At 35.8% G+C, this 25,054-nt stretch carries 17 protein-coding genes; 1 reads left to right on the forward strand and 16 read right to left on the reverse strand.

The features are described 5' to 3' along the window. Positions 1-91: 91 nt before the first annotated feature. Positions 92-3,346, reverse strand: coding sequence for a hypothetical protein (locus tag DDD_RS12545; protein WP_015363269.1), 3,255 nt, complete (start codon positions 3,344-3,346; stop codon positions 92-94). Between the two features lie 470 nt (positions 3,347-3,816). Here DDD_RS12545 and DDD_RS12550 point away from each other — a divergent pair, with 470 nt between their 5' ends. Next, entirely contained in the window at positions 3,817-4,902 is a 1,086-nt protein-coding gene (locus DDD_RS12550; RefSeq protein ID WP_015363270.1) for an endonuclease/exonuclease/phosphatase family protein, read from the forward strand. Positions 4,903-4,931: 29 nt separating this feature from the next. On the opposite strand, the gene crcB is transcribed toward DDD_RS12550, so the two are convergent. The 15 genes from crcB to DDD_RS12625 form a co-directional block, all read right to left on the reverse strand. Continuing rightward, a complete protein-coding gene (gene crcB / locus DDD_RS12555) occupies positions 4,932-5,300 on the reverse strand; it encodes a fluoride efflux transporter CrcB (protein ID WP_015363271.1) in 369 nt (122 codons plus the stop codon). Then, a complete protein-coding gene (locus tag DDD_RS12560) occupies positions 5,301-6,323 on the reverse strand; it encodes an SRPBCC family protein (RefSeq protein WP_015363272.1) in 1,023 nt (340 codons plus the stop codon). A 445-nt stretch (positions 6,324-6,768) separates the two neighbouring features. Continuing rightward, positions 6,769-7,395 (reverse strand): response regulator, encoded by a 627-nt coding sequence (locus tag DDD_RS12565; protein ID WP_015363273.1) that lies wholly within the window; start codon positions 7,393-7,395, stop codon positions 6,769-6,771. Next, positions 7,373-9,160, reverse strand: coding sequence for a tetratricopeptide repeat-containing sensor histidine kinase (locus DDD_RS17320; RefSeq protein WP_015363274.1), 1,788 nt, complete (start codon positions 9,158-9,160; stop codon positions 7,373-7,375). Before DDD_RS17320 ends, DDD_RS12565 begins: the two co-directional genes overlap by 23 nt. Before the next feature lie 21 nt (positions 9,161-9,181). Beyond that, positions 9,182-9,811 carry a hypothetical protein gene (locus DDD_RS12575; protein ID WP_015363275.1) on the reverse strand — a complete coding sequence of 210 codons (630 nt, stop codon included), beginning with the start codon at positions 9,809-9,811 and terminating at the stop codon, positions 9,182-9,184. A 181-nt stretch (positions 9,812-9,992) separates the two neighbouring features. Further along, positions 9,993-11,333, reverse strand: a complete 1,341-nt coding sequence (locus DDD_RS12580) for a M28 family peptidase (RefSeq protein ID WP_015363276.1) — start codon at positions 11,331-11,333, stop codon at positions 9,993-9,995. Positions 11,334-11,511: 178 nt separating this feature from the next. After that, the gene (locus DDD_RS12585) at positions 11,512-12,372 is read right to left on the reverse strand and encodes a mechanosensitive ion channel family protein (protein WP_015363277.1); all 861 of its coding nucleotides are present in this window, start codon (positions 12,370-12,372) and stop codon (positions 11,512-11,514) included. 178 nt (positions 12,373-12,550) lie between these two features. Further along, positions 12,551-13,372, reverse strand: a complete 822-nt coding sequence (locus DDD_RS12590; protein WP_015363278.1) for a mechanosensitive ion channel family protein — start codon at positions 13,370-13,372, stop codon at positions 12,551-12,553. 158 nt (positions 13,373-13,530) lie between these two features. Next, a complete protein-coding gene (locus tag DDD_RS12595; RefSeq protein ID WP_015363279.1) occupies positions 13,531-15,342 on the reverse strand; it encodes an acyl-CoA dehydrogenase family protein in 1,812 nt (603 codons plus the stop codon). 69 nt (positions 15,343-15,411) lie between these two features. Beyond that, positions 15,412-15,771: a four helix bundle protein gene (locus DDD_RS12600; protein ID WP_015363280.1), complete on the reverse strand. Its 360-nt coding sequence runs from the start codon at positions 15,769-15,771 to the stop codon at positions 15,412-15,414. Positions 15,772-15,806: 35 nt separating this feature from the next. Then, positions 15,807-16,997, reverse strand: coding sequence for an acetyl-CoA C-acyltransferase (locus DDD_RS12605; protein ID WP_041567149.1), 1,191 nt, complete (start codon positions 16,995-16,997; stop codon positions 15,807-15,809). Positions 16,998-17,004: 7 nt separating this feature from the next. Beyond that, positions 17,005-19,413, reverse strand: coding sequence for a 3-hydroxyacyl-CoA dehydrogenase/enoyl-CoA hydratase family protein (locus DDD_RS12610; RefSeq protein ID WP_015363282.1), 2,409 nt, complete (start codon positions 19,411-19,413; stop codon positions 17,005-17,007). Position 19,414: 1 nt separating this feature from the next. Then, positions 19,415-19,873, reverse strand: coding sequence for a MarR family winged helix-turn-helix transcriptional regulator (locus DDD_RS12615; protein ID WP_041567150.1), 459 nt, complete (start codon positions 19,871-19,873; stop codon positions 19,415-19,417). A 184-nt stretch (positions 19,874-20,057) separates the two neighbouring features. Next, the gene (locus DDD_RS12620; protein WP_041567151.1) at positions 20,058-22,973 is read right to left on the reverse strand and encodes a T9SS type B sorting domain-containing protein; all 2,916 of its coding nucleotides are present in this window, start codon (positions 22,971-22,973) and stop codon (positions 20,058-20,060) included. Between the two features lie 23 nt (positions 22,974-22,996). Further along, on the reverse strand, positions 22,997-25,045 hold the full coding sequence (locus DDD_RS12625) for a T9SS type B sorting domain-containing protein (RefSeq protein ID WP_015363286.1): 2,049 nt from the start codon (positions 25,043-25,045) through the stop codon (positions 22,997-22,999). Positions 25,046-25,054: the final 9 nt, after the last annotated feature.

Genomic DNA, 25,054 nt, shown 5'->3' on the forward strand with positions numbered 1-25,054 from the left:
TTATAGTTTCGCTTTCGCGAAAGCGGAACTTCAACAACTAGTAGTTCATTTTAACACCATAGCTTTTCTTCATCAATCTTGTAATTGAAATCTAGTACCTCATTAAATCAATTATATACCATGAAGCACCATCGCTTTGAATGGTTATACTGCGCACGCCACCAGCATTTGTATTAAGTCCGTAAGTCGAGAAATTGCTTCCGCCTGGCTCTGTAAAATCGTTACCGAGAGCGGTAAGTGTAATGTTATTGCTACCGGTAGCCATTACTATTTTATAAACTCTTCCCGTATTGGTCGTATTTGCATTAGGAATAGAAACCGAACCAGATACGATAACCGTGTAATCATTATCTGCAACGGTACCGCTTGCCATATTACGGATGTTCATAGAAACGCTACCATTTACATCTATGGTACTGGTAGTCGTCGTAGTGTTAATTCCAACAGTTTGACTAGAAGTAGATTGAATTATATTACCGTTTACCGACCATGGATCGTTTACAGTTACCCAACTAGTATTTCCACTACCATCGGTTTGCAAAAACTCATTAGCGTTACCATTTGTATTTGGCAACGTATACTGATTACCATTATTTCCTAATTCTATGGCTCCTAGGACAGAAAGTGGCGCGGCGTCGTCTAAATCTATAGCCACTTTGTTGACAGCACCTTGTTTGAAAAGAAATGCGTTATCTGTTGGATCATATTGTAAATCAAAAGTACTACCAGGAGATTCCGTAAGTATGGTTCTAGTCACATTAGTACCAGAATTAGAAGCGTACATCGTTAGAAAATCGTCTGGAGTGGTTGTAGTGTTATCAAGAATGATGCGCTCGTTAGTTCTCAAAAAGAGGTCATCACCAGGAGTTCTCAATCTAATTTGAGTCGCAAGAGTTTCATCCCAAAATCCAATATCTGCATTTTCCCAAGTGGTCCAAGAGGTTGTGCCGCTTCCATCGGTTTGTAATATTTCATTAGTGTTACCATTGGTGTTAGGCAACGTATATTGATTACCGTTATTTCCTAATTCTATGGCTCCTAGGACAGAAAGTGGCGCGGCGTCGTCTAAATCTATAGCCACTTTGTTGACAGCACCTTGTTTAAAAAGAAATGCGTTATCTGTTGGATCATATTGTAAATCAAAAGTACTACCAGGAGATTCCGTAAGTATGGTTCTAGTTACATTAGTACCAGTATTAGAAGTGTACATCGTGAGAAAATCGTCTGGAGTGGTTGTAGTGTTATCAAGAATGATGCGCTCGTTAGTTCTCAAAAAGAGGTCATCACCAGGAGTTCTCAATCTAATTTGAGTTGCAAGAGTTTCATCCCAAAATCCAATATCTGCATTTTCCCAAGTGGTCCAAGAAGTTGTACCGCTTCCATCTGTTTGTAATATTTCATTTGTGTTACCATTTGTATTAGGCAGCGTATACTGATTACCATTATTTCCTAATTCTATGGCTCCTAGGACAGAAAGTGGCGCAGCGCCATCTAGATCTATAGCCACTTTGTTGACAGCACCTTGTTTAAAAAGAAATGCATTATCTGTAGGATCATATTGTAAGTCAAAAGTACTACCAGGAGATTCCGTAAGTATGGTTCTAGTCACATTAGTACCAGAATTAGAAGCGTACATCGTTAGAAAATCGTCTGGAGTGGTTGTAGTGTTATCAAGAATGATGCGCTCGTTTGTTCTCAAAAAGAGGTCATCACCAGGAGTTCTTAATCTAATTTGAGCTGCCAGTGTCTCGTCCCAAAATCCAATATCTGCATTTTCCCAAGTGGTCCAAGAGGTTGTGCCGCTTCCATCGGTTTGTAATATTTCATTAGTGTTACCATTTGTATTGGGCAACGTATACTGATTACCATTATTTCCTAATTCTATGGCTCCTAGGACAGAAAGTGGCGCGGCGCCATCTAGATCTATAGCCACTTTGTTGACAGCACCTTGTTTAAAAAGAAATGCGTTATCTGTAGGATCATATTGTAAGTCAAAAGTACTACCAGGAGATTCCGTAAGTATGGTTCTAGTCACATTAGTACCAGTATTAGAAGCGTACATCGTTAGAAAATCGTCTGGAGTGGTTGTAGTGTTATCAAGAATGATGCGCTCGTTAGTTCTCAAAAAGAGATCATCACCAGGAGTTCTCAATCTAATTTGAGTTGCAAGAGCTTCATCCCAAAATCCAATATCTGCATTTTCCCAAGTGGTCCAAGAGGTTGTGCCGCTTCCATCGGTTTGTAATATTTCATTAGTGTTACCATTTGTACTAGGCAACGTATATTGATTACCGTTATTTCCTAATTCTATGGCTCCTAGGACAGAAAGTGGCGCGGCGCCATCAAGATCTATAGCCACTTTGTTGACAGCACCTTGTTTAAAAAGAAATGCGTTATCTGTGGGATCATATTGTAAATCAAAAGTACTACCAGGAGATTCCGTAAGTATGGTTCTAGTCACATTAGTACCAGAATTAGAAGCGTACATCGTTAGAAAATCGTCTGGAGTAGTAGTAGTGTTATCAAGAATGATGCGCTCGTTAGTTCTCAAAAAGAGGTCGTCACCAGGAGTTCTCAATCTAATTTGAGTTGCAAGAGCTTCATCCCAAAATCCAATATCTGCATTTTCCCAAGTGGTCCAAGAGGTTGTGCCGCTTCCATCGGTTTGTAATATTTCATTAGTGTTACCATTTGTATTAGGCAACGTATACTGATTACCATTATTTCCTAATTCTATGGCTCCTAGGACAGAAAGTGGCGCTGCGTCGTCTAGATCTATAGCCACTTTGTTGACAGCACCTTGTTTAAAAAGAAATGCGTTATCTGTGGGATCATATTGTAAGTCAAAAGTACTACCAGGAGATTCCGTAAGTATGGTTCTCGTCACATTAGTACCAGTATTAGAAGCGTACATCGTTAGAAAATCGTCTGGAGTAGTAGTAGTGTTATCTAGAATGATGCGCTCGTTAGTTCTAAAATAAAGATCACTTCCTAAATTAATAGGTCGTATTCTACCAGAATTATCCACATATACATCGCTTATGTTCATTGGGTTCAATACATTCATCCATCCATTTCCGTGATCATAAAAATAGAAACCGCGATCATAACCGACGATGTTTGTAGATAAGAATAATAGCATACCATCTTGATCTGCAGTTACGTTAATAGGAAATGCTGTTACTCTAGGGATGAGTAATCCATCAGGCGTCGTTGAAGCACTTGCCTGAATATCTAAAGTTGATTTTGGGTCGTCTGTATTTATTCCTACTTGTGCTTTTAAATTATTGATTGAGGCTATAAAAATAAAGAGTATTAAGAGGCTTTTATGTGGACAATATTTCATGATTGGTTTGAATTAGTACACTAACTTAATGAATATAAGCGCGATAAGTATACGTTATTCGACGAGTAGCTATTAAATTCGATTTTCAACTATTCTTATTAATGCCAGCTGGAATAAAAAAAACATTTACTAAGCTTTAGTAAGTAATAGGCCTAAAAAAAGGAGAATTTAATACTATACCATTTACAGATACATTTTTATATCGGTTCTAGCGAGTGGTTAAAATCATTAGCGGATTATCAATCAACTGATTTAAATAAAGCTGGTTTTGATGTAAGAAGATGGAAGACTTGAATAATGTTTTAAGTTTTCCGCTTTCGCGAAAGCGGAATTACAACTACCCTATTTTATTGAAAGCAAACTATGTAGGTTTTAAGTAACAGTAAATTCACTTGTAAATCATAGATTGATTTATTAAAGCCGTCTTAAGTGGAACGATATTTTCTCAATGATTTGTTATCTTCATCAATATGTGGAGAAAATCATTTCAAATTATAGGTATAATAGCGGCGTTAATGAGTTTATTGCCGCTTCTTGCAGCAGATTATTGGTGGATTAGAGCTTTTGATTTTCCACATCTCCAATTTACAGGGTTTACCTTGCTAGCGATCATTCTATTCTTTTTTACCTTTAAACCTAAATGGATCAATGATTATTTCTATATCCTTATTTTATTAGGATGTTTTGCATTTCAATTTTATAGGTTTATAGATTATACACCTTTTGTGAGTACTGAAGTAAGTGAAAGTTCTGACGGTATTACCCAAGAAGATATTGTAAGTGTGTATAACGTGAACTTGCTACAAGAAAATAAAGAAAGCGAGGCTTTAATTGAAGAAATCAAAAGCAAGCAACCTGATATAATTGTTTTTACTGAGGCAAATCAGCGGTGGAAAGAAACAATTGAAAGTAGCTTGGGGAATTCATATGCTTATAAAATCGAGCAACCGCAGGAAAATACTTATGGAATGCTATTGTATTCCAAAATGGAATTGATCGATGGTACGATTAAATTTAGGGTAGACCCTAAAATACCATCCATTGAAGCAAAAGTGAAAATGAGAAACGGCGACCTTTTCCAATTGTATGCTATTCACCCTACGCCGCCTATGCCTCAACACAATCCTAAAAGCACTGATAGAGATAAAGAACTGATGCAAATAGCCTTAGAAAGCTATGAAGCTACTTTACCGGTAGTTGTTATGGGTGATTTTAACGATGTAGCGTGGTCAGATAGTACACAGCTTACTAAAACTGTAGGTAAATTATTAGATGTAAGAATAGGTAGAGGTTTTTACAATACTTACCATGCGAAATACCCTATTTTTAGATGGTCGCTAGATCATATACTTACTTCTTCAGAATTTAGATTAAAAGATAATGGTACAGGAGTTAGTTTCGGTAGTGATCATTTCCCTTATTGGGTTGTTTTATCTTTTGAGCCAGAATTATCAAAAGAACAAACTCCCGAAGAACCTTCAGAAGCGGATTTAGATAGGGCTAAGGAGCAAATGAATAGGTCTGAGAAAGAAAATGTAGCTGATAACTCAAAATAATTATGGTTTGCAAAACTTATTTGAATTATCTATATAATTTTATTGATATAAGAAAAACTTAGCGCTGCTGCAGCGATTCCAAGAGATATGCTTAAGAGCAAATAAAGAAGGGCTGTTACATAAGAGGCATTCTTAAGGAGTAGAAAAAGCTCCACACTGAAAGTAGAAAAGGTGGTAAGACCACCACAAAAGCCTATCCCTAACAAAACGTACCATTGATAGGTCAATTCTTCTTTTTGGAAAGCAGCTAGAAAACCTCCTAAAAGTAAGCATCCTAATAAGTTTACAGTCAAAGTAGGAATCCACTTTAATTCATTTACATTTAAAATAGTAGAAATATAAAACCTGAGACTACTTCCTAATCCACCACCTAAGAAAACAAGTAATAAGGCTTTCATTTATTGAATAGGGAAATAAATTTCTGTAAGATAATTAGCTGGATTAGCAGTCAATTCAGGATCTGTTTTATAGATCTCATAAACAGGTAAATCTGATCTTAGAAGACCGTTTTGAGCTATAAATTCTTCTCCTTTTTTCCACGCCTCGTTTAAGTGCTTATAAGCACCTTTTAAGGTGACTTTTACTGCTTTTGTTGGTTCTTGATAACTACTAAGAATATTACTGCCAGTAGCAGTAATTTCTCGATTTTGAACTGGCACAGCCGCAGAAAAAATAGTGCTATTATTTGAAGGGTCTATGGTTTCATAAATAATTTTAGGCATGCCGTACAGGTCGATATTATTGCGTTGCATGTAGGACATAATGTTTTGCAACATTTGAGACTTTAACTGTGCTACGTTATTTAGTTTTGAACTTGAGGACATGTATAGAAAATATCCGCCGCCAGTCTCGATAATGCCATCTACATTTATAGAATAGACATTCATTTTTTCCTTTACGACTTGTTCTAGATTTTTTAATCCTTGCTCGTATTTTGGGGAAATCTCTTCTTCCATATTGAAGCCAAAAACAGCACTCATTACTTTATCCAGTAGTCCTTGTTCTCCTTTAATATTCCAAACTACTTCAGTACCATTTTCTACTTCATTGAGATTCATTGTTACCTCGCTAGTAGAGTCAGTCATACCATTGTTATAGTACATGTCCATAAGTACAGATGTATTAGGATCAAGACCTTTAATCGTCATTTTTCCATTTCCATTGTCATCAGTAAACGTATAATAACCGTCAACACCTCTAGTCTGTGTTCCCATTGTTGAAGTTATATTTTCATCTTCTAACCATGGATTCCAATTATCCCATTGTTTAAAATCTTCTATTTGCTCATAAATAACCTCTGCCGGAGCATCGATTGTTCTTTTTTCTGTAATGTCGTAAGAGCCATCTTTAAGGGAGAAAAAAATAGAACCACCTATGATGATGATGAGAAGCAGTATAAAAATGTATTTAAAAATTTTCATTTGGGATCTTTAGCGCATCAAATATACAATTATTGCTATTTACAAAGTATTAAAGATATGCAAGAGTATCCATGAATGAATTAAGTTACTTTCAATTTTAACCAAAAAAAACTGCCAGATAAAAATCTGACAGTTCTATGAGAAAGTCATAATAATATGAACTTTCTTCCCCCTAAAAATGTGTTTTTGTATTCCCTATTAATTTTATAGGGTAAAGATAAGATACATTTCCATTTTATAAAATACCCATTAAGGGGTATATTCTGTTAAAATTTGGATTATTGATAAAAGTCTGGTATTCAATCAATTTAATTCCATCTTAATATCATGTAATAAAGTCTATTTGAAACTATTCATTAAAGCACCTTTATCATAAAAGTAAAAGGGAAATTCTTCTCAAGGTTCCAAAAACGTAAAGTTCTTATTGAAAATACTTAATTGCTCTCTATTTATAGTGTTTATAAAGACCTAAAGCATAGCGCATCAGTTCTCCCTTACCTTGTAATCCAAGTTTTTGAATCATGTTTTTGCGATGTTTAGAAACCGTACTGACAGCTGTAAATCTTTCTGCTGCAATTTCTGAAGAACTTTTCCCTTGAGCAATTAATTTTAATATCTCGCTTTCACTCGGAGAAAGAATTGTTTTTCTCTTTGAAACCTCAGAATTTCCAACAGCGTCTATTCTGATTGATGGATCAAAATAACGTTCTCCATTTGCTACTGCAATAATAGCTTTCCTCACTTCATTCAAAGTCCGTCTTTTTAAAACATATCCATGAGCTCCAGCTTTTATCATATCTCTGATAGCATCCTCATTTTCAAACATAGAAAAGGCAATCACTTTAGTTTCAGGATACTTCTCGTTAATCTTAGTACAAAGTTCTACACCATTCATTCTAGGCATGCTCACATCACTTAGAACGATGTCTGCAGTTTTATGATGTAAGATTTCCAGTAATTCCTTACCATCTTTTGCAGTAGCAATGACCTTTATTTCTTCATCATACTTGAAAAGCAATTGAAGTCCATCAATTAAGGATTCATGGTCTTCAGCTATAATTAGTTTTATCATAATAGGGAATATCAATGTTAATAGTAGTTCCTCTTCCTACATGAGAGTCAACTTCAAAAGTACCCTCTAAATTTTCTACTCTTTTTTCTATATTGCTCAATCCCATACCGTCGGACTGAGGAAGGACAGTTGCATTGAAACCAGTACCATTATCTTCAACCATGATATTCAAATTCTCATCGTATGAAGTCAAATTAATAGTAGCAACTGAGGCTTGAGCATGTTTCATAATATTATTAAGTAATTCTTGAACTGTTCTAAAGATGATAAGTTCCATACTACTTTCTAATTTTTTGTCTAAACCATGATGAATAAATTCTACATTTAATTTTCCACTTGAGGTTATTTTATCTGTAAGAGTTTGTATAGATGGTATTAAACCTTTGCTTGCGAGTACGCCATTATTCCTATTATGCGACATGGTTCTTATAGTTTCATAAGTGTCATCTAGAATTTGCTCCGTACGATGGTATACTTCAAGACCTTGTTCATCTTTTACGTTGTTTTTTAAATTTTCAAAGTATAGTTTTACAGTAGTTAATGAGCTTCCTAAATTATCATGAAGTTCTTCAGCAAGTTTTTTACGCTCTTTTTCTTGACCAGTTATCATAGCGTCTATTGTAGCTAGCTCCTGATTTTTTAAAATGGTGTCTGCTCGTTGTTTTTCTAATTCTTGCTCTTTTTGGGCAAGTAATTTTTTCTTACGCTGGTTATTATATATGAATAGTCCAAGTAATACAAGTATTGCAGCTCCACTTGATAAGGCATAAATTTGAGCACGTTGTGCTTCGGTAGCCGCTTTTAATTCTAGATTTTCTTTTTCTTTTTGAGTGGTTTGATACTTAGTTTCTAGCTCTTGAATATTTGCCATTAAATTGTCAGGCTCCAATTGTTCTCTTAACTCATCTATTTCTTGATAACTTTCAGTAGCTTTTTTATACTCTTCATTATTAGCATATGCGCCTGCAATATTTTCCAGAAATATTAACCTCGTAGTTTTTATTTCTTTTGTAAGGTCTAATTCAAGTGCTTTTTGAAAGTAGGAAATAGCTTTAGTAAAATTATGTTGCTCATTATACAACTGACCATAATTGTTATAGAGATAGGCCAACTCATCTACATCTTTATTTATCTTTAGTAACACTTCTTTTTTATCGTAATAATAAAGAGTGCTGTCTAAATTTCCATTTAGGTAGTGAGCGACACCAATATTTGAGAGATTTTTAAGAGCGATATTATTTTTCCCTTCATCTCTGGCTAGCTCATCAATTTTGCGAAATAACTCTACTGCAAGACTATAATCTTGACTTGTTATGGCAAGAAGTGCCCTTCTACTATTACAACTTATTTTTTTCTCTACATCGTTACTTGAACTAGCTATTTCACAATTTTCTTCAACAAGTTGTTCTTTTATTGCAGTAGGTTTTCGGAGAATTCCAACTATATCTAGCAGTAAATCATTAGTTTTAAAAAGTAAATTTGAGTTTTCTAACTTTGTGAATACCTCTTTGGCTTTTAAAGCTTCTTCGTACGCTTTTTCATGATCCTCATAAGCTAAGTAAATATTCGCTAAGCTTAAATAGAATGATCCTAGTTCATTTTGGGACAACTTTGAACTATCAATTTGTTTAGTTAGTTCTTCAGCTTCATGAAAATTTTCATTCTCAATTAGTTTATGAAGTGAGTCTATAATTACAGCTTCTGGTTGTTGACTAAAAGCAAAGAAACTTAGGAAAAGTAGTGAGCTAAAACAAATTTTAAACATTACCCTTATTAAATTTTTCGATTAAGGTAATTTACTTAGAATAAGACCTCCGGTTGCAGTGGCATCGTGAGCTGGCCCTTCTAAACCGAAGCCCTTATGGCTATTTTCAGAGTTTTCTTTATGTTCATGGGTTGTATTGCAGGGTTCTGTTGAGTAGGATACCAAGTTAGTTATATCAAATCTAAAAACGTCATCCTTAGAATCCTTGAAGGTAAGCCAGTTGTGATTAAAAGCGCTTATTTCTATTTGATTTCCACCATTGTCACTTTTATCATAAAAATATGTCAATACTCTAGTTTCATTACAGTAATTGAGACCTATTAATCTTATAGAAGGTTTGTCAGTTCTTAAAGTGCCGCTCGTTGCGATGTATTTGTTGTTATTAGAATCAAGCTCCCAGTTGACTTGTAAATACACTTCGTATTCCTGATCAATTAAATATTCTTTACTTTGATTCTTTTGATCCAATACAATATTAAATATAGGTATGTTGCTGGATATAGGATCATGTAAAAATTTTAAAGACTTATCTTCTGTGCTTTTTTCGATAATTTTTTCATTATCGTTAATAGTATTTTCATTATCAGGGTTTTCTTTACAAGATGAGAATAGAATTATGCAAAGTAGAGGCAATAAAATTTTAGTTTTCATTTGATTGAATTTAAAGAAGAATAAAAATGTTAGTTTTAAATGGAATTTGAAATACCCTTTAAAGGGTATTTTTTAAATCATCCATCTTTAAAGAAACCATAAAAATTACATACTAACAATTTAAAACTAAAAAATCCTATCAAAAGGATAGGATTTAGGTTAAAGGGCTAAGAATAGTGAATTATCTAAAAACTCCACTAGGAAAACTCACCATACTTTCTATACCATCTTTACCTACGGCGGCAACTCCAAAAAACGAATTGTCTATTACTATTTCTTTCAGTGTATACTCAGTAACATCACCTACATATCGAGAATTATCCCATGTAGGACTTGTGGTATCTCGCCAGTAAATTTTATAACCTACAGCATCTTTTACCTTATCCCATTTTAACTTGGCATCTGCCTCAACAATTCCACCTATTTTGACATTTTCAGGTGGAGTAGGAGCCCAAGCTAACTGTGCCAAATTAATAGCATTTACTGCAGTTAACTTTCTAGCATAAGGAAAATTTACATGCTTTACCACATCTCCATAAGCGATACCATCTTCTACGCGTATGTCTTGATGCTGTTGGGTGTAATTTTCATGAGCCTCCATAATACGTATTCCTGGAAAACCTAAATCAGCAAAAGGCCTGTGGTGACCTCCACGACCGAAACGATCTAATCTGTAAACCATCATAGGCTTCATCTCTGGCATATACACTTTTACCGATTTGTGAATATAACGAGCCAGCTGTCTAGAAATACCGTCTACTTCACCACCATAGAAACGACGCATGCGACGTTGTCTTTCAGTTTCAGTAGGGTCTGTAGGTTCAGAGAAGATTCTAAATTCTCTATTATCAATCACGCCATCCACACCTTTTATGTTACCTATCATGTCGTTATTTAAAAAACCGATCACGTTCCATTCTTTTTTCTTTGCATATTCTGCAAGACCTTTACCACCGAATAGTCCTTGTTCTTCACCACTCAATCCTACGTATACGATACTGTTTTTAAATTTTCTCTTAGATAGCACTCTTGCTGCTTCTATAGTTCCTGCCATTCCACTGGCATTGTCATTTGCACCAGGCGCATCAGTAGTAAAATCCATGGTATCACTTGCTCTGGAATCAATATCGCCACTCATCATTACCATGTCATTAGGATTATCTGTACCTCTTTGAATAGCAACAACATTAACTACGTAGGCATCTTTAGGAACACGATTTCCCATTTCTGTAGTTACCAGATCCTTTTGGTAAAACACTTCTAGACAGCCACCGCAATCTGCTGATATTTTATCAAATTCTGCTTTGATCCATCTTCTAGCAGCACCTATTCCTCTCGTGTTAGAAACCGTATCTGAGAAAGTGTTTCTCGTACCAAAACCTGCTAGTTTTCGCACGTCATTCTCAATGCGATCTGCACTTACTTCATCTATTATGTTATACAAATCCATTTGATTCTCACTTGGGACTTGAGCTGTTACCATCCCACTAATTATAAAGGCAAAGAATATTATTTTTTTCATTTTAACTAATTTGGGTCTAAGATAGCAACTAGCAAACTTTGAAACTCTACTAAATTGTTAAAGAATGGAATCTGGATTGTTCAACTTTTACTTATTTCTTGTGACGCTTTCGCGAAAGCGAGATCAAAAAAAAGCCAATCATAATAGATTGGCTCTTGTGGAGGAATAATAGTTTTAATTATGCTTTTTTCTTGATTTCTACTGCATGCGGATAAGGAATCTCGATATTTTCCTTGTCTAAAGTTAACTTTGTGTTTTCTACTGTCCAAAAATATACATCCCAATAATCTTCTGGTTTGCAGTATGGTCTTACAGCTAAATTTACAGAACTATCTGCTAGCTCGCTCACATTCACAGAAGGCGCTGGATCTTTTAGAACCTGAGAGTTTGATTCAAGCATACTTAATAAGGCATCTTTTGCTTGTTTTATATTTTCACCATAGCCTATTCCTACAGTGGTATCAACTCTCATTTTACCTTCTGCAGAGTAATTTACGACATTGCCATTTGCCATCGGGCCATTGGGAATAATAGCAAGTTTATTTTGTGGGGTAATTAGCTTTGTAACGAGAATGTCTATTTCTTTAACAGCACCTAACTCACCTTGAGCCTCTATTAAATCTCCTATTTTATAAGGTTTAAATATTAGAATTAGCACTCCACCTGCAAAGTTAGATAATGAGCCTTGTAACGCAAGACCTATCGCGAGACCTGCTGCTGCTAGGATTGCTGCAAAGCTTGCTGTCTCAACTCCTAATGTACCTGCGACAGTAACCACTAATAGAACAGTTAATGTCCACTTAATAAGATTAGTTAAAAACTTTCTTAAGGTGAGGTCATAATCTCTTTTCTCCATCAACTTGCGTACGAACTTCACAAGTTTTTTAATGATGAATGCTCCTATGATGTAAATTAAAATTGCTTTTAATAAAGGCACACCATATTCAAGTGCATAACTTGTTATATTCTCAATACTGAAACCGCTAGAATCAATATTGATATCTGCGTTTTCAGCTTCAACAATTGGGTTTTGAATCATTTTAAAATTATTTATAGGTTGTTTTAAGCAAAGCTATTGACTTATAAATCAGATTTTAAAAATGATAGATACATTTTATTCCTTTTGCTTTTCATCAATTAAAAAATGCTCATAATCGATTTTAAACAAAAAAAAGTCACTTCGATTGAAGTGACTTTGTAATATAATTAGAGTTAAATTATCCTTGCTTTTGTATTTCCACTTGATGTGGATAAGGAATTTCAACTCCAATGGCATCTAATGCAGGTTTAAAGTTTTTTTGTAAATAGAAGTTAACTGTCCAAACATCTGCAGTAAGTGTATAAGGACGTACAATTATATTGATAGAACTTCCTGCATTTTCAGTAACCTCTACTACAGGTGCTGGCTCTTCTAACACTAGTGGATGATCAGTACACAACTTTCTTAATGTCTCAAGAACTTTAGGAACATCTGCATCATAACTTACACCTATCATAGTCTCACATCTCAAAATACCTTCACTATTAAAGTTTATAATATTACCATTAAGTAATGGGCCATTAGGTATAATCGCTAGTTTACGAGAAAAGGTCACCACTTTAGTTTGTAAAATATCGATTTCTTTTATAGTTCCAGTGATACCTTGTGCTTCAATCGTGTCACCTACTTTAAAAGGTTTAAATAACAGTAATAAAACGCCACCTGCAAAATTAGATAAAGAGCCTTGTAAAGCAAGTCCTATAGCTAGTCCTGCGGCTCCTATTATTGCTGCAAAGCTAGTTGTTTCTATACCTATCGTGCCTATAATCGATACCATTAGTAAGATCCACAATGCCCAGCTAATGAGGTTAAGTAGAAACTTTTCTAATGTCACATCGTACTCACGTAAGGACATAAATTTTCTGGCTAGCTTCACAACTCTTTTAATTAACCATCTACCTATAATGTAGATAAGAATTGCTTTTAAAATAGGGATACCGTAATCTAAAATCAGTTCAAACCCTTTTTCAACATTAAAATTTTCAAACAATTTATTCATAGCTGCAAAGTTAAAATAAGCCTACACAACTGGTGTTTAGGATTTGTTAATACTCTTAGTTTGTTTAGTTAACCGCTTTCGCGAAAGCGAGATTATAAAACAAAAAAAAGCCGCTAACAATTGAACTTGGTAGCGGCTTATAGAAAGTCTAAAGACTTCTAAAATGGATATTTATTAGCCTCTGTTACAGTATCTGCAATTGTATTTCTCAATCCTACAATGTTAGGTAAGTTAGTATACTTAGTAAAACGCTTTAATCCCATAAGCATCATACGTTGTTCATCACCTTCTGCAAAGCTGGATATTCCTTCTTCGGCTCTAGCTTGAACAATTTTTGAAGCTTGATAGAGGTAATATTGTGACATGGCAATTTGCTCTTTTTGAGCTTCTACACTTGTACGAGCAATATTCTTTTGGGTTCTTAGAATCGCACTTTCTGCCATGTAGATTTCAATAAGAATATCTGACGCAGCAAGAAGTAATTGTTGGTTTTCTTCTAAGGCTGGTCCAAATTTTTGAACAGCGCTTCCTGCTACCATTAAAAATACTTTTTTCAATTTCTTGATCATATCCATTTCTTCGCTCAACGGCTCAGAGAAATCTGGAGTGTCAAAAGAAGGGATAGAAGTAAGCTCATTTCCTACTGCCATAGCAGGTTCTAAAAGATTCACATGACCTTTCATAGCTTTTTTAACTAGCATTCCTACTGCTAGCATGCGGTTGATCTCGTTAGTACCTTCATAGATACGTGATATACGAGCATCTCTCCATGCAGCTTCCATAGGAGCATCTGCACTGAAGCCCATACCACCATAAATCTGTATACCTTCATCACTACAAATTTGCATGTCTTCAGATACGGCTACTTTAAGAATAGAACATTCTATAGCAAATTCTTCAACTCCTTTCAATTCTGACTCTGCAAAAGTTGCTCCTTCTTCTTGACGTTTATGGATTCTGTTTTCAATGTCTTTTGCTGCACGATAAGAAGCACTTTCTCCTACATAAGCGTTAGTAGCCATTTCAGCAATCTTTTTACGGATCGCACCAAATTTTGCAATAGGAGTATTGAATTGCTCACGTTCATTGGCGTATTGTGTAGCCAGTGTAATAACACGACGTTGTGCGTCTAGACATGCTGCTGCAAGTTTTATACGACCTACATTCAATGCATTCATAGCTATTTTAAATCCTTCACCGCGACCAGCCAGCATATTTTCTACAGGAACCATGCAGTCATTAAAGAATACCTGTCGAGTAGAAGAGGAGTGGATACCTAACTTCTTCTCTTCTTCACCCATGGAAATACCATTGCTAGGATCATTTTCTACGATAAAACCAGTAATGTTTTTATCGTCTCCAAGTCGAGCAAATACTACAAATACATTACAGAAACCGGCGTTTGAGATCCACATTTTCTGACCGTTAATTTTATAGTGTTTTCCATCCTCGGTAAGTTCTGCTTTAGTTTTACCAGAGTTGGCATCACTTCCTGCACCAGGTTCTGTTAAACAATAAGCTCCAAACCACTCACCAGTAGCAAGTTTAGGCACATATTTTTTCTTTTGCTCTTCTGTACCATACAAAGTGATAGGCATAGTACCAATACCAGTATGTGCTCCAAAAGCAGTCGCAATAGAACCAGTAGCTCCAGAAATATAGTCACAAACGAGCATAGTAGAAACAAAGCCCATTCCTAAACCGTCATATTCTTCGGGAATAGCAATTCCCAAGAATCCCATTTCACCAGCCTTACGCATTACTTCTTCGGTAAGTGCGTAATCTTTCTTTTCAAAACGTTCTTTATGAGGAACAATTTCTTTATCCACAAATTCTGTAACGCTATCACGCATCATTTTTTGCTCATCAGAAAAATCTTCTGGAGTAAAAATATCTTCTGGATTTGATTCTTTTACGATGAATTGTCCACCGCGTATCATACTTTCTTTATTTATCGTTTCTTGTGACATATCTATCTTTTATCTTTTATTTGACCTTTAGTGATTAGAATTAAGAGATGAGAAATTAGAAATAAGACTTTATAACTGTCCCATAAATCCAATTACCATTCTTTGAAATTCATTGTTTTTATTATCTAAAATTTCAAACTCTTCATTTGAAATATATTTTGCATGTCGTGCAGCTATTAATTGGGTTCCCAATTCAAATGAAGAACCTAGAGAATAATCTAAGAAAGTACTAAAAGCTTTGTCTGTTCTAGCTGAACCTTCCGCAATATTAGACGGCATTGAAACGGCACAACTAGTTAATTGAGACGTTAACCTATATTCCTCACGTTTTGGAAAGCTTGCGGTCAAATCATATACATCTGTCATGATTTCTGTACCCAGCTGCCAAATCTTGAGGTTTCTATGATTATGTCTTTTTCGTTGACTCATTAATCTAATTTCTTATCTCTAATTTCTATTATCTATTAAGAAAGAAATTCATAAACTCCACAAGCTCCTTGACCAGTCCCTACGCACATAGTAACCAATCCATACTTGTTTTTCATATCTTGTTTGCGCATTTCATCAAATAACTGAACGCTTAATTTTGCTCCTGTACAACCTAGTGGATGTCCTAAAGAAATTGCTCCTCCATTAGGATTTATAATATCAGGATTAAGACCTAACTCACGTATAACAGCTAGAGATTGAGACGCAAACGCCTCGTTTAACTCTATCATATCAACGTCATTTAAAGTAAGACCAGCCTGTTTCAATGCTTTCGGAATTGCTTTTACAGGTCCTATTCCCATAATTCTAGGAGGAACACCTGCAGCGGCAAAGTTCACCATACGTGCAACAGGCTCTAAGTTTAATTCTTTCACCATTTCTTCACTCATAACTAAAACCATTGCAGCACCATCACTCATTTGTGAAGAATTACCAGCAGTTACAGAACCACCAGCTGCAAAAACAGGACGTAATTTTGCGAGAACTTCTAATTTAGTATCTGCTCGTGGTCCTTCATCTTTATGAACTGTGTAAGTTCTTGTTTCCTTTTTTCCATCATCGTTTAAGAAAGTTTCTTCTACTTGTATAGGAACGATTTGATCTTGGAAACGTCCTTCAGCTTGTGCTTTTAAGGCTTTTTGATGTGAATTGTATGCAAACTGATCTTGATCTTCTCGAGATACATTAAATTCATTTGCAACGGCTTCAGCTGTTAGTCCCATTCCCCAATAATAATCCTCATTACCAGCTTTGGCAACGCGATAATCTGGAGTAGGCTTATATCCACCCATTGGAATATAACTCATAGACTCTGCACCACCAGCGATGATACAATCTGCCATTCCGGATTGGATTTTTGCGGTTGCCATCGCGATGGTTTCAACACCACTAGCACAGTACCTATTAACTGTTACACCTGGTACATCATCAATTTTTAATCCCATCAATGAAATTAGACGCGCCATGTTCAATCCTTGCTCTGCTTCTGGCATGGCGTTACCTATGATTACATCATCTATTCTTGTTTTATCAAGATTAGGAACATCTTTAAGCATTGCCTCAATGGTTTCGGCAGCAAGCTCATCAGGTCTTTTAAATCGGAAAACTCCTTTAGGTGCTTTTCCTACAGCTGTTCTTTTTGCAGCTACTATATATGCGGTTTTCATCATCTTCTTAGTTTCTTAACGGTTTACCTTTTTGCAACATATGTTGTAGGCGTTCTAATGTTTTGCGTTCTCCTGTTAAGCTTAAAAACGCTTCACGTTCCAGGTCTAGCAAGTATTGTTCCGATACTAGAGTAGGAGAACTTAAATCTCCACCAGCCATTACATATGCTAGTTTGTTAGCGATTTTCTTATCGTGTTCAGATATATACTTTCCAGCTTCCATTTGGTCTGTTCCTACTAAAAACATACCTAACGCTTGCTTTCCTAATACTTTGATATCCTTACGCATTGGAGCTTGTGTGTAACCTTTATCTGCTAATAGTCGTGCTTGCGCTTTCGCGAAAGCGATACGTCTATTATCATTTACCACAACATGATCAGTTCCTTTTCTAAGGATACCTAGATCAAATGCTTCATAAGCTGAAGTAGCCACTTTTGCCATTCCTACTGTCAAGAAATATTCCTGAAGTCTGTTTAATTCTACGTCGTTTTTCTCGAAAGTATCACTAGCTCTCAGTGCCATTTCTTTAGAGCCACCACCACCAGGAATGACTCCTACGCCAAACTCTACTAAACCAATATAAGTCTCTGCACTTGCTACAGCAACATCAGAGTGCATGGTCATTTCACATCCACCACCTAATGCCATTTGATGAGGCGCTACTATCGTAGGAATGCTGCTATAACGCAACCTCATTACGGTGTTTTGGAATTGCTTAATTGCCATGTTGAGCTCGTCATATTCTTGCTCTACAGCCATCATGAATATCATCCCGATGTTTGCTCCTACAGAAAAGTTAGCTCCATTGTTTGCCACAACTAATCCGTCGAAACGATCTTCCGCAATATCGATGGCCTTATTTAATCCTGCTAAAACGTCTCCACCGATAGAATTCATTTTGGATGTAAATTCAACATTTAAGATTCCATCGCCTATATCATGAACTGTAACTCCAGAATTTTTAAATACTGGTGCATTTGCTCGTAAATTGTCAAGAATAATAAATCCATCCTGACCTGGTTTCTTCACATAGTCCTTATCTGGAATAGAATAGTAGTATGTCGCTCCATCTTTAACTGTATAGAAGGATTCAAATCCTTTTTCTAACATTTCTGTGATCCAAGGTGCAGGTTCTTTTCCGATTGCTTCCATAAGTTCGATACCTTTTGCAACACCTACGGCATCCCAAACTTGGTATGGTCCATGTTCCCAGCCAAATCCTGCACTCATCGCGTCGTCTATGCGATAAAGCTCGTCAGATATTTCTGGAATTCTATGTTGTACATAAGCAAACAAAGAAGCAAATGATTTTCTATAAAAATCACCAGCTTTATCCTTTCCTTTAATCAAAACAGGAAAACGATCTGCTACGTTATCTATGGACTTTGTCAATTCAAGCGTCGCAAACTTTGCGCGAGGCTGATTCTCGTATTCCATAGAATCTAGATTCAAGGCTAAAATCTCTTTCTTTCCTGCTTTATCTACATTCTTTTTATAGAATCCTTGACCAGTTTTTGATCCCAACCATTTATTCTCCATCATCGTACTGATGAAATCTGGTAGTTTAAATGTGTCTTTGTGCTCATCTTGTGGGCAGTTTTCATAGACACCATTTGCTACATGAACTAATGTATCTAATCCAACAACATCTACTGTTCTAAAGGTTGCAGACTTTGCTCGACCTATAACTGGTCCGGTTAATTTATCTACTTCTGAAACTGTAAGCCCCATTTCTTTAACCGTGTGGAATAAACTTTGTATGGAAAAAATCCCAATTCTATTACCTATAAATGCCGGTGTGTCTTTTGCAAGAACAGATGTCTTACCTAAAAACTTCTCACCGTATTCCATTAAGAAATCTGTCACGGCAGGATCGCAATTAGGACCTGGCACCACCTCAAATAATTTTAAGTATCGTGGTGGATTGAAAAAGTGTGTTACTGCAAAGTGTTTCTGGAAGTCCTCACTACGTCCCTCATTCATAAAAGAAATAGGAATACCAGATGTATTTGAAGTAATCAAAGTGCCAGGTTTGCGGTGCTTTTCAATTTGTTCAAAAACAGACTTTTTAATGTCTAGTCTTTCAACAACCACTTCTATGATCCAGTCGGTATCCTTTATTTTGGACAAGTCATCATCAAGATTTCCAGTAGAAATCCTATTTGCAAATGATTTATCATAAAGAGGAGCTGGCTTACTTTTTATAGCTGCCGCAAGGTTGTCATTCACCATGCGATTACGCACTACTTTATCTTCTAGGGTAAGACCTTTAGCTTTTTCTTTATCGCTAAGTTCTCTTGGGACAATATCCAAAAGAAGAACTTCACAACCTATATTAGCAAAATGACAAGCGATACCACTTCCCATAATCCCAGAACCTATTACGGTTACATGTTTTATTCTACGTTTTCCCATATTATTTTTGAGCTAATAGACTTTGTTTTTTAAATATTTTTTTTGAGTTGACGATCTCATTAATTTTATATGCTACTTCCAGAAAGGTTTCTATTTTCTCTGGTTCAATTTCATTTTTTACAACTTGATCAAAAGTTTTAACTACTGATTTTGAGAATTCTCTCATTTCTTGTCCAAAATCGGTAAGATGAATCAGTACGCTTCTTCCATCTTCTGGATTTTTTCTACGTTCAATAAGTCCTTTATTTTCCATCATTTTTAGGGTACGAGATAAAGATGTAGCTTCCATACCCATTTTAGGACCTAATGCAGTACTTGGTGTGCCTGTTTCAGGATCAATACTTATAAGAGCAAAACCAGTAGACATAGTACTACCTTTTACTGAGGCTTGTTCATTATACATTTTTGATACAGACATCCACGTTGCCCTTAAAATGTAATCAATTGTTTTATCTCTCATAATTTAAATTGTAGTGCAATATACAAAATATTGTTATGCACGCATAGTAAATGTATTAAAAAAATCAAACGTTATAGTAAAATATTGGTTTAGTTATCGCTTTCGCGAAAGCGGAATAAATATCTAAAAAAAAGTCCTAATACTACACAAGCATTAGGACTTTTAATTTGCTTATCAAATGCAATTAATAATTGATATATACCCAGCTAGCGGTATCTTCAATATCCACATCATTATATTGTATCACATAGAAGTAAACTCCAGTAGGTAGCAACCCATCGCCAGCGTTTAATCCAGTATTAGGAATTCCTGCAAACTCTTGATAATTTGAAGCAGAAGTTTCATAGATAACAGAACCATTACGATTAAATACTTTCAAGTTGAAATTATTATACTGCTCTGCAAGTCCAGGAATAGAAAATGTATCATTTATACCATCATTATTAGGGCTAAAGCCTTCAGGAAATATAATTTCACACCTTTCAAAAATAATAGTGAACTGTGATGTGTTAAAACAACCTGTTGTGTTGTCTTCTAATCGAGCAAATAACAAATCGCTCGTTACACCAGCTTGGAAAGGAACTATGTAACTAAGAGGTAAAGAATTTACTCCTGCTTGGGCATCAGCATCGGTTGTGTAATAAGTGATTGTAAAGTCTGCTGGGTTATTACCATTTAGTATAATAGCATCCTGCACAGAAAGGTCAAATAAGTTTTGATTGAGATCTACACTATCATCACAAATGTTAGTAAGATCAGGAGCGTTACCAATAGAAGGAGCAGCAAGAACAGTAATCATAAAACTAGTGGTGTTATAACATCCAGCTGGAGTTTCTGATCGTACAAAAATCTCTTCGTTACCAGAAACGGTATATGGAGAAGGCAAAGCACCTACACCAGAGTCAGCATCATTTAGAGAGTTGTGAAATGTAACATTGTTCATTCCGGTAGGGTTTATAGTGGTAATAAGACCATCTAAATCAAAATCACCACTTCCATCTAATGGCGCGTCATCACACACTTCGATATCGGCTGGTGCAGTTATTGCTGGTCGAGCAAACACTGTCAAGTTAAGAATACCAGTTCCAAAACAGTCTGCATCATTAACATTTTGTAATCTAATATAAACCACATCGTTTGCTGAAGTGCTTGTATAAGGAACGGTTAAATCAATTGGGTTCATTCCAGTATCGGCATCCATTTGGGTAGTATGAATAGTATAGGCAACGTCTGTAGGATTACCAGCTGCATTTTCAATTACTGGTAAATAGTCTGCAAGATCAAAGTCCTCTATTCCATCCTCACTGGCATCATCACATAGTTCAAAATCGGGAATGTTAGAAACAGAAGGTGTGGTACTTACGGTCAAATCAAAAGAGGCAACGGCGCTACAGCCATCATCTACAGGAGAGATATTGTTTGAAATTCTCACCCATACTTGAATTGTTCCTACACTTACGTCATAATTATCAGGTAGTGGATTCGTATCCATTTCAGCATCTGTCATTGTAGGGTGATACGAGATATCAAAAGTTGCCGCATCTTGCGTTCCTAAAACATCTGCCGTAAATTGTGTAAGATCTATTATTTCTGAACCAGAGTTATCATCATCACAATAATCAAGTAGTGTAGTGTCAATAGGATCTACGATCCCGTTCTCATAAATAGTAATATCTTGTGTAAAGTCTCTAACATCGCCAGAAACATTCGTAACAGTTACACTTACTGTGTAAGTTCCTGCAGTTGCATAAGTATTTTGTACAACTCCAGGACCAGTTACTGAAAGTGTATTACCATCACCAAAATCCCACATAGATGCAGCCACTTGAGGTAAACATGCTAGTTGGAAATCAGTAGCGTCTCCTTGACATTGATCACTTACTGTAAAAAAGCTTTGGAAATTAGATTGAATAAAAACTGGTAACCCTTGTTTACCTAAACCAGGTGAAATATCTACCGCCGTTGCATTATAAGTAGGTGTTGCAGTTTCTGAATTTTCTATGCGACCCAACCATGGTTGATCAAATCGAGCAACATAAATATTCCCATCGCGTCCTAATTGCAAAGTACCTCTTGATTCATTATTAACTGTAGAGAAAGTATTTTTAGAAGATATAATATTTGCAGGATCACAAAGATCATATTGAACTAAATCTTTTCTTGCAGGACCGCTGTAAGCTGTACTGATATCGTGATATAGATATTGTGAAGATGCGGAGAATTCCACACCATAAACGGTACCTGTATCCAATTGCAATCCATTACCGCCAAATTGACCATTTGCTGGATTAAATTCATAAAGGTAACAACCATTCCCTGGAGAAGCCGTACCAAAGTTATGATTTGCTATTGCAATTTTAGTTCCGTCTGGAGATATACGCAACATACCGTTTTCACTTCCAGACGATCCGTTTGTTACTGGAAACCATCCTAAATTGGAGTTAGATGATTGCGGAATAGGAGAAGGGAATACAAAAGAAATTCCAGCGCCTGGAATACCTCGTACTTCCCATGTAAATAAAGCGTTATAGTCACCAGAGCCTGGACTTGCAGCTGTAGCATTACTCTCAGCAAAGGTCATTACGTAAGCATTATTTGATCCAGTTTTGATAGTCGCAGCAACTTTTTCGGCAGAACTGTCTATTAATATAATATTTTTAATTCCAGCTACTACGTCACCTAGACCTCCATTCAAGTTCATTTCTATCCTAGAATAAGCTAAACCTGTACTGAAATCTCCAACAGTGAATACAAAGTATACATCAGGAGTTTCTGGTGCTTTCACTACAATAGCAGACTGAGTAGATGAAAAGTTTCCAAATAGACCAGTTCCATTAGGCATAATATTTCCATTACGATTCCATACCGTGCTACCATCTGTAAAAAAGAGTAGGTTTCCTTGTTCATCAGAAATGGCACCAACTCCTTCGTCAGTATCTAGACCGGAAGCCGCAACAAAGGGTAATGATGATCTGTTTTGTGGATTAGGGGTAAACTCCACGGCTGCTCCATCTCCGAAAACCCACCAAGATGATTCCTCTTGAGCATTGACTTGTAAACTAAAAATTAGAATAATAGTTAAGAGTAGTAGTTTTTTCATGTTCAAATTATTGTTTTTCTATCTTATTGTAAATATACATAACCAGCTACTGGCTTTGTGTTTGGTTCATTCAATTCTATGACATAGAAATAGGTACCTGTAGGCAATCTACTTCCCGTACTAAACAAGCCAGTATTAGAAGTTCCATTCCAGCTACCAGTTTCATTATTTCCTTCCCATATTTTCTGTCCGTACCTGCTAAATATATGCATTTTATGTTTATCATATATGTTATAAAGTCCAGAAACGATAAACGTATCATTTAATCCATCACCGTCAGGTGTTAAAACGTTAAATACCTTTATCGGACAGTTTTCTATGCATATTTCAAAAGAAAATATTTCAAAACAGTTTTCATTTGAAACCCTAAAAAATAAAACTTGACAACGATCTTGATTTATGTAACTCGATGGGTTGGTAATTCTATTTACATCTAATATAGCATCTTCCTCTTGCTCATAGAAATTTACCATTTGATTGCCTGAGGTAGATGCAGCAGACGATATAAGTGTTAAATCAAATGTTGCTTGATCAAACCCTTTTTCACATACTTCTAATTTTTCAGGAAAACTATTTACCATGACTGCATCAAATACAATTATGGTTGTGGTTGTAGTAAAAATTTGATTTAACGTTTCTACTGTTGCAGTGATGGTATAAGTTCCTGGTGCTGTGAATAAGTGACTCGGTTCTAACTCACTTGAAATATTATTAGCTCCAGAATTAGGATCTCCGAAATCCCAATTTATAGAAACTATACTAGCCGATGTATTTATATTAAAATCCTGCTCTTCACCAAAGCAGTGATCTATTGCTATAATTTCTCCATTTAACAAAAAGGACTGAACAAAAATGGGAAGTCCATACCAAGCAGTAGCGTTTTGTGTAAGTGGGAAGGAATTAAAGGTATAGTTTGCCGCAACACCAGCGTTATCTGGATTGTTTATAACACTCAATTCACCTTGTTGAAATCGGGAATGATAAATCTTGTTATCAAGCCCCAATTGTAAAGCACCTCTAAAAGGAGTAATATTATCTTGATGTACTAGTGTTGCACTGTTAGCAACATTTACGGCTGTTAAATCGTATTGTACAATTTCTCCTCTTATTAAATCAAATACTTGAGATGTAGAGGCGTTCATATAATCTACTTCGGCATACAAGTACTGTCCGTTTCCAGAAAACTCTACACCATAGATAGAGCCTCCATCTTGTCTCGTGAGCAAAGGTTGTGGGTTTGATACTACTCCATTACTATTGTCAAAATCATATAAATAAAGCTCGCCTCCATTGGCATAAGCTATACTACGTGCGGTTAAAACATCCGTTATTCCTGTAAATTCTGCTGTGGTGTTGTTGGAAAAATGTGCCGCGACAAGTTTATTACCTCGAGCATTAACTTTAATATAACCTCTCATTGCCGCAACATCGACATTTGTAATAGGTGTGGTGACTAACTCGATAAAAGGAGCAACTGTAGAAGTGACTGGCGTCATGGATAATCCATTTGCAGTCAACTCATAAGAGAAAAATCGGTCTTCAAATTGTGAGATGATCCAAAATCCATCTCCAGACGCATTAGAAATCGCTGTTAGCTTTTCTGAGGTAATGGGTAACAGGTTAATATTTTTATTAGAAATATCTACATCACCAGTTCCACCGTTGAGTGTCATGTCAACAATAGAATAATGCAGGCCTTCAGTATCCCGATAAACTAAATCATCAGTGTCCACCGTAAAGATGTAAAAAATGTTTGGGTTGCCTGGTAACGGGACTATAATTGCGCTACTTGTGCTTGAAGAGTTTCCTTTCAAACCAGTTCCATTAGGCATGATCACATGATTTGCATCATAAACTAAGGATCCATCGGTATAAAATAATAGATTTCCAAACTGGTCAGATATAGTTGCGCAACCTTCTCCGGTAACTAATTGTCCGTTATCTATTGCAACTGCTGTTCCAGAACTGAAATCAATACCTGCATTGATCCCAAAGTACCAAAAGGATGATTCTAATTGCGCTTTCGCGAAAGCGGAACTAATAAATATTAAAAGATATAAAAAGTACTTCATTGCTCTACT

The organism is Nonlabens dokdonensis DSW-6, assembly GCF_000332115.1.
Lineage (GTDB): Bacteria > Bacteroidota > Bacteroidia > Flavobacteriales > Flavobacteriaceae > Nonlabens > Nonlabens dokdonensis.

What these genes read in the sequence shown, in the direction of transcription:
- DDD_RS12595 (WP_015363279.1), bottom strand. Translation starts at nt 15,342, where the DNA reads ATGTCACAAGAAACGATAAATAAAGAAAGTATGATACGCGGTGGACAA.
- DDD_RS12575 (WP_015363275.1), bottom strand. Translation starts at nt 9,811, where the DNA reads ATGAAAACTAAAATTTTATTGCCTCTACTTTGCATAATTCTATTCTCA.
- DDD_RS12600 (WP_015363280.1), bottom strand. Translation starts at nt 15,771, where the DNA reads ATGAGTCAACGAAAAAGACATAATCATAGAAACCTCAAGATTTGGCAG.
- DDD_RS12605 (WP_041567149.1), bottom strand. Translation starts at nt 16,997, where the DNA reads ATGAAAACCGCATATATAGTAGCTGCAAAAAGAACAGCTGTAGGAAAA.
- DDD_RS12590 (WP_015363278.1), bottom strand. Translation starts at nt 13,372, where the DNA reads ATGAATAAATTGTTTGAAAATTTTAATGTTGAAAAAGGGTTTGAACTG.
- DDD_RS12585 (WP_015363277.1), bottom strand. Translation starts at nt 12,372, where the DNA reads ATGATTCAAAACCCAATTGTTGAAGCTGAAAACGCAGATATCAATATT.
- DDD_RS12565 (WP_015363273.1), bottom strand. Translation starts at nt 7,395, where the DNA reads ATGATAAAACTAATTATAGCTGAAGACCATGAATCCTTAATTGATGGA.
- DDD_RS12545 (WP_015363269.1), bottom strand. Translation starts at nt 3,346, where the DNA reads ATGAAATATTGTCCACATAAAAGCCTCTTAATACTCTTTATTTTTATA.
- DDD_RS12580 (WP_015363276.1), bottom strand. Translation starts at nt 11,333, where the DNA reads ATGAAAAAAATAATATTCTTTGCCTTTATAATTAGTGGGATGGTAACA.
- DDD_RS12560 (WP_015363272.1), bottom strand. Translation starts at nt 6,323, where the DNA reads ATGAAAATTTTTAAATACATTTTTATACTGCTTCTCATCATCATCATA.
- DDD_RS12610 (WP_015363282.1), bottom strand. Translation starts at nt 19,413, where the DNA reads ATGGGAAAACGTAGAATAAAACATGTAACCGTAATAGGTTCTGGGATT.
- DDD_RS17320 (WP_015363274.1), bottom strand. Translation starts at nt 9,160, where the DNA reads ATGTTTAAAATTTGTTTTAGCTCACTACTTTTCCTAAGTTTCTTTGCT.
- DDD_RS12625 (WP_015363286.1), bottom strand. Translation starts at nt 25,045, where the DNA reads ATGAAGTACTTTTTATATCTTTTAATATTTATTAGTTCCGCTTTCGCG.
- DDD_RS12620 (WP_041567151.1), bottom strand. Translation starts at nt 22,973, where the DNA reads ATGAAAAAACTACTACTCTTAACTATTATTCTAATTTTTAGTTTACAA.
- DDD_RS12615 (WP_041567150.1), bottom strand. Translation starts at nt 19,873, where the DNA reads ATGAGAGATAAAACAATTGATTACATTTTAAGGGCAACGTGGATGTCT.
- DDD_RS12550 (WP_015363270.1), top strand. Translation starts at nt 3,817, where the DNA reads ATGTGGAGAAAATCATTTCAAATTATAGGTATAATAGCGGCGTTAATG.
- crcB (WP_015363271.1), bottom strand. Translation starts at nt 5,300, where the DNA reads ATGAAAGCCTTATTACTTGTTTTCTTAGGTGGTGGATTAGGAAGTAGT.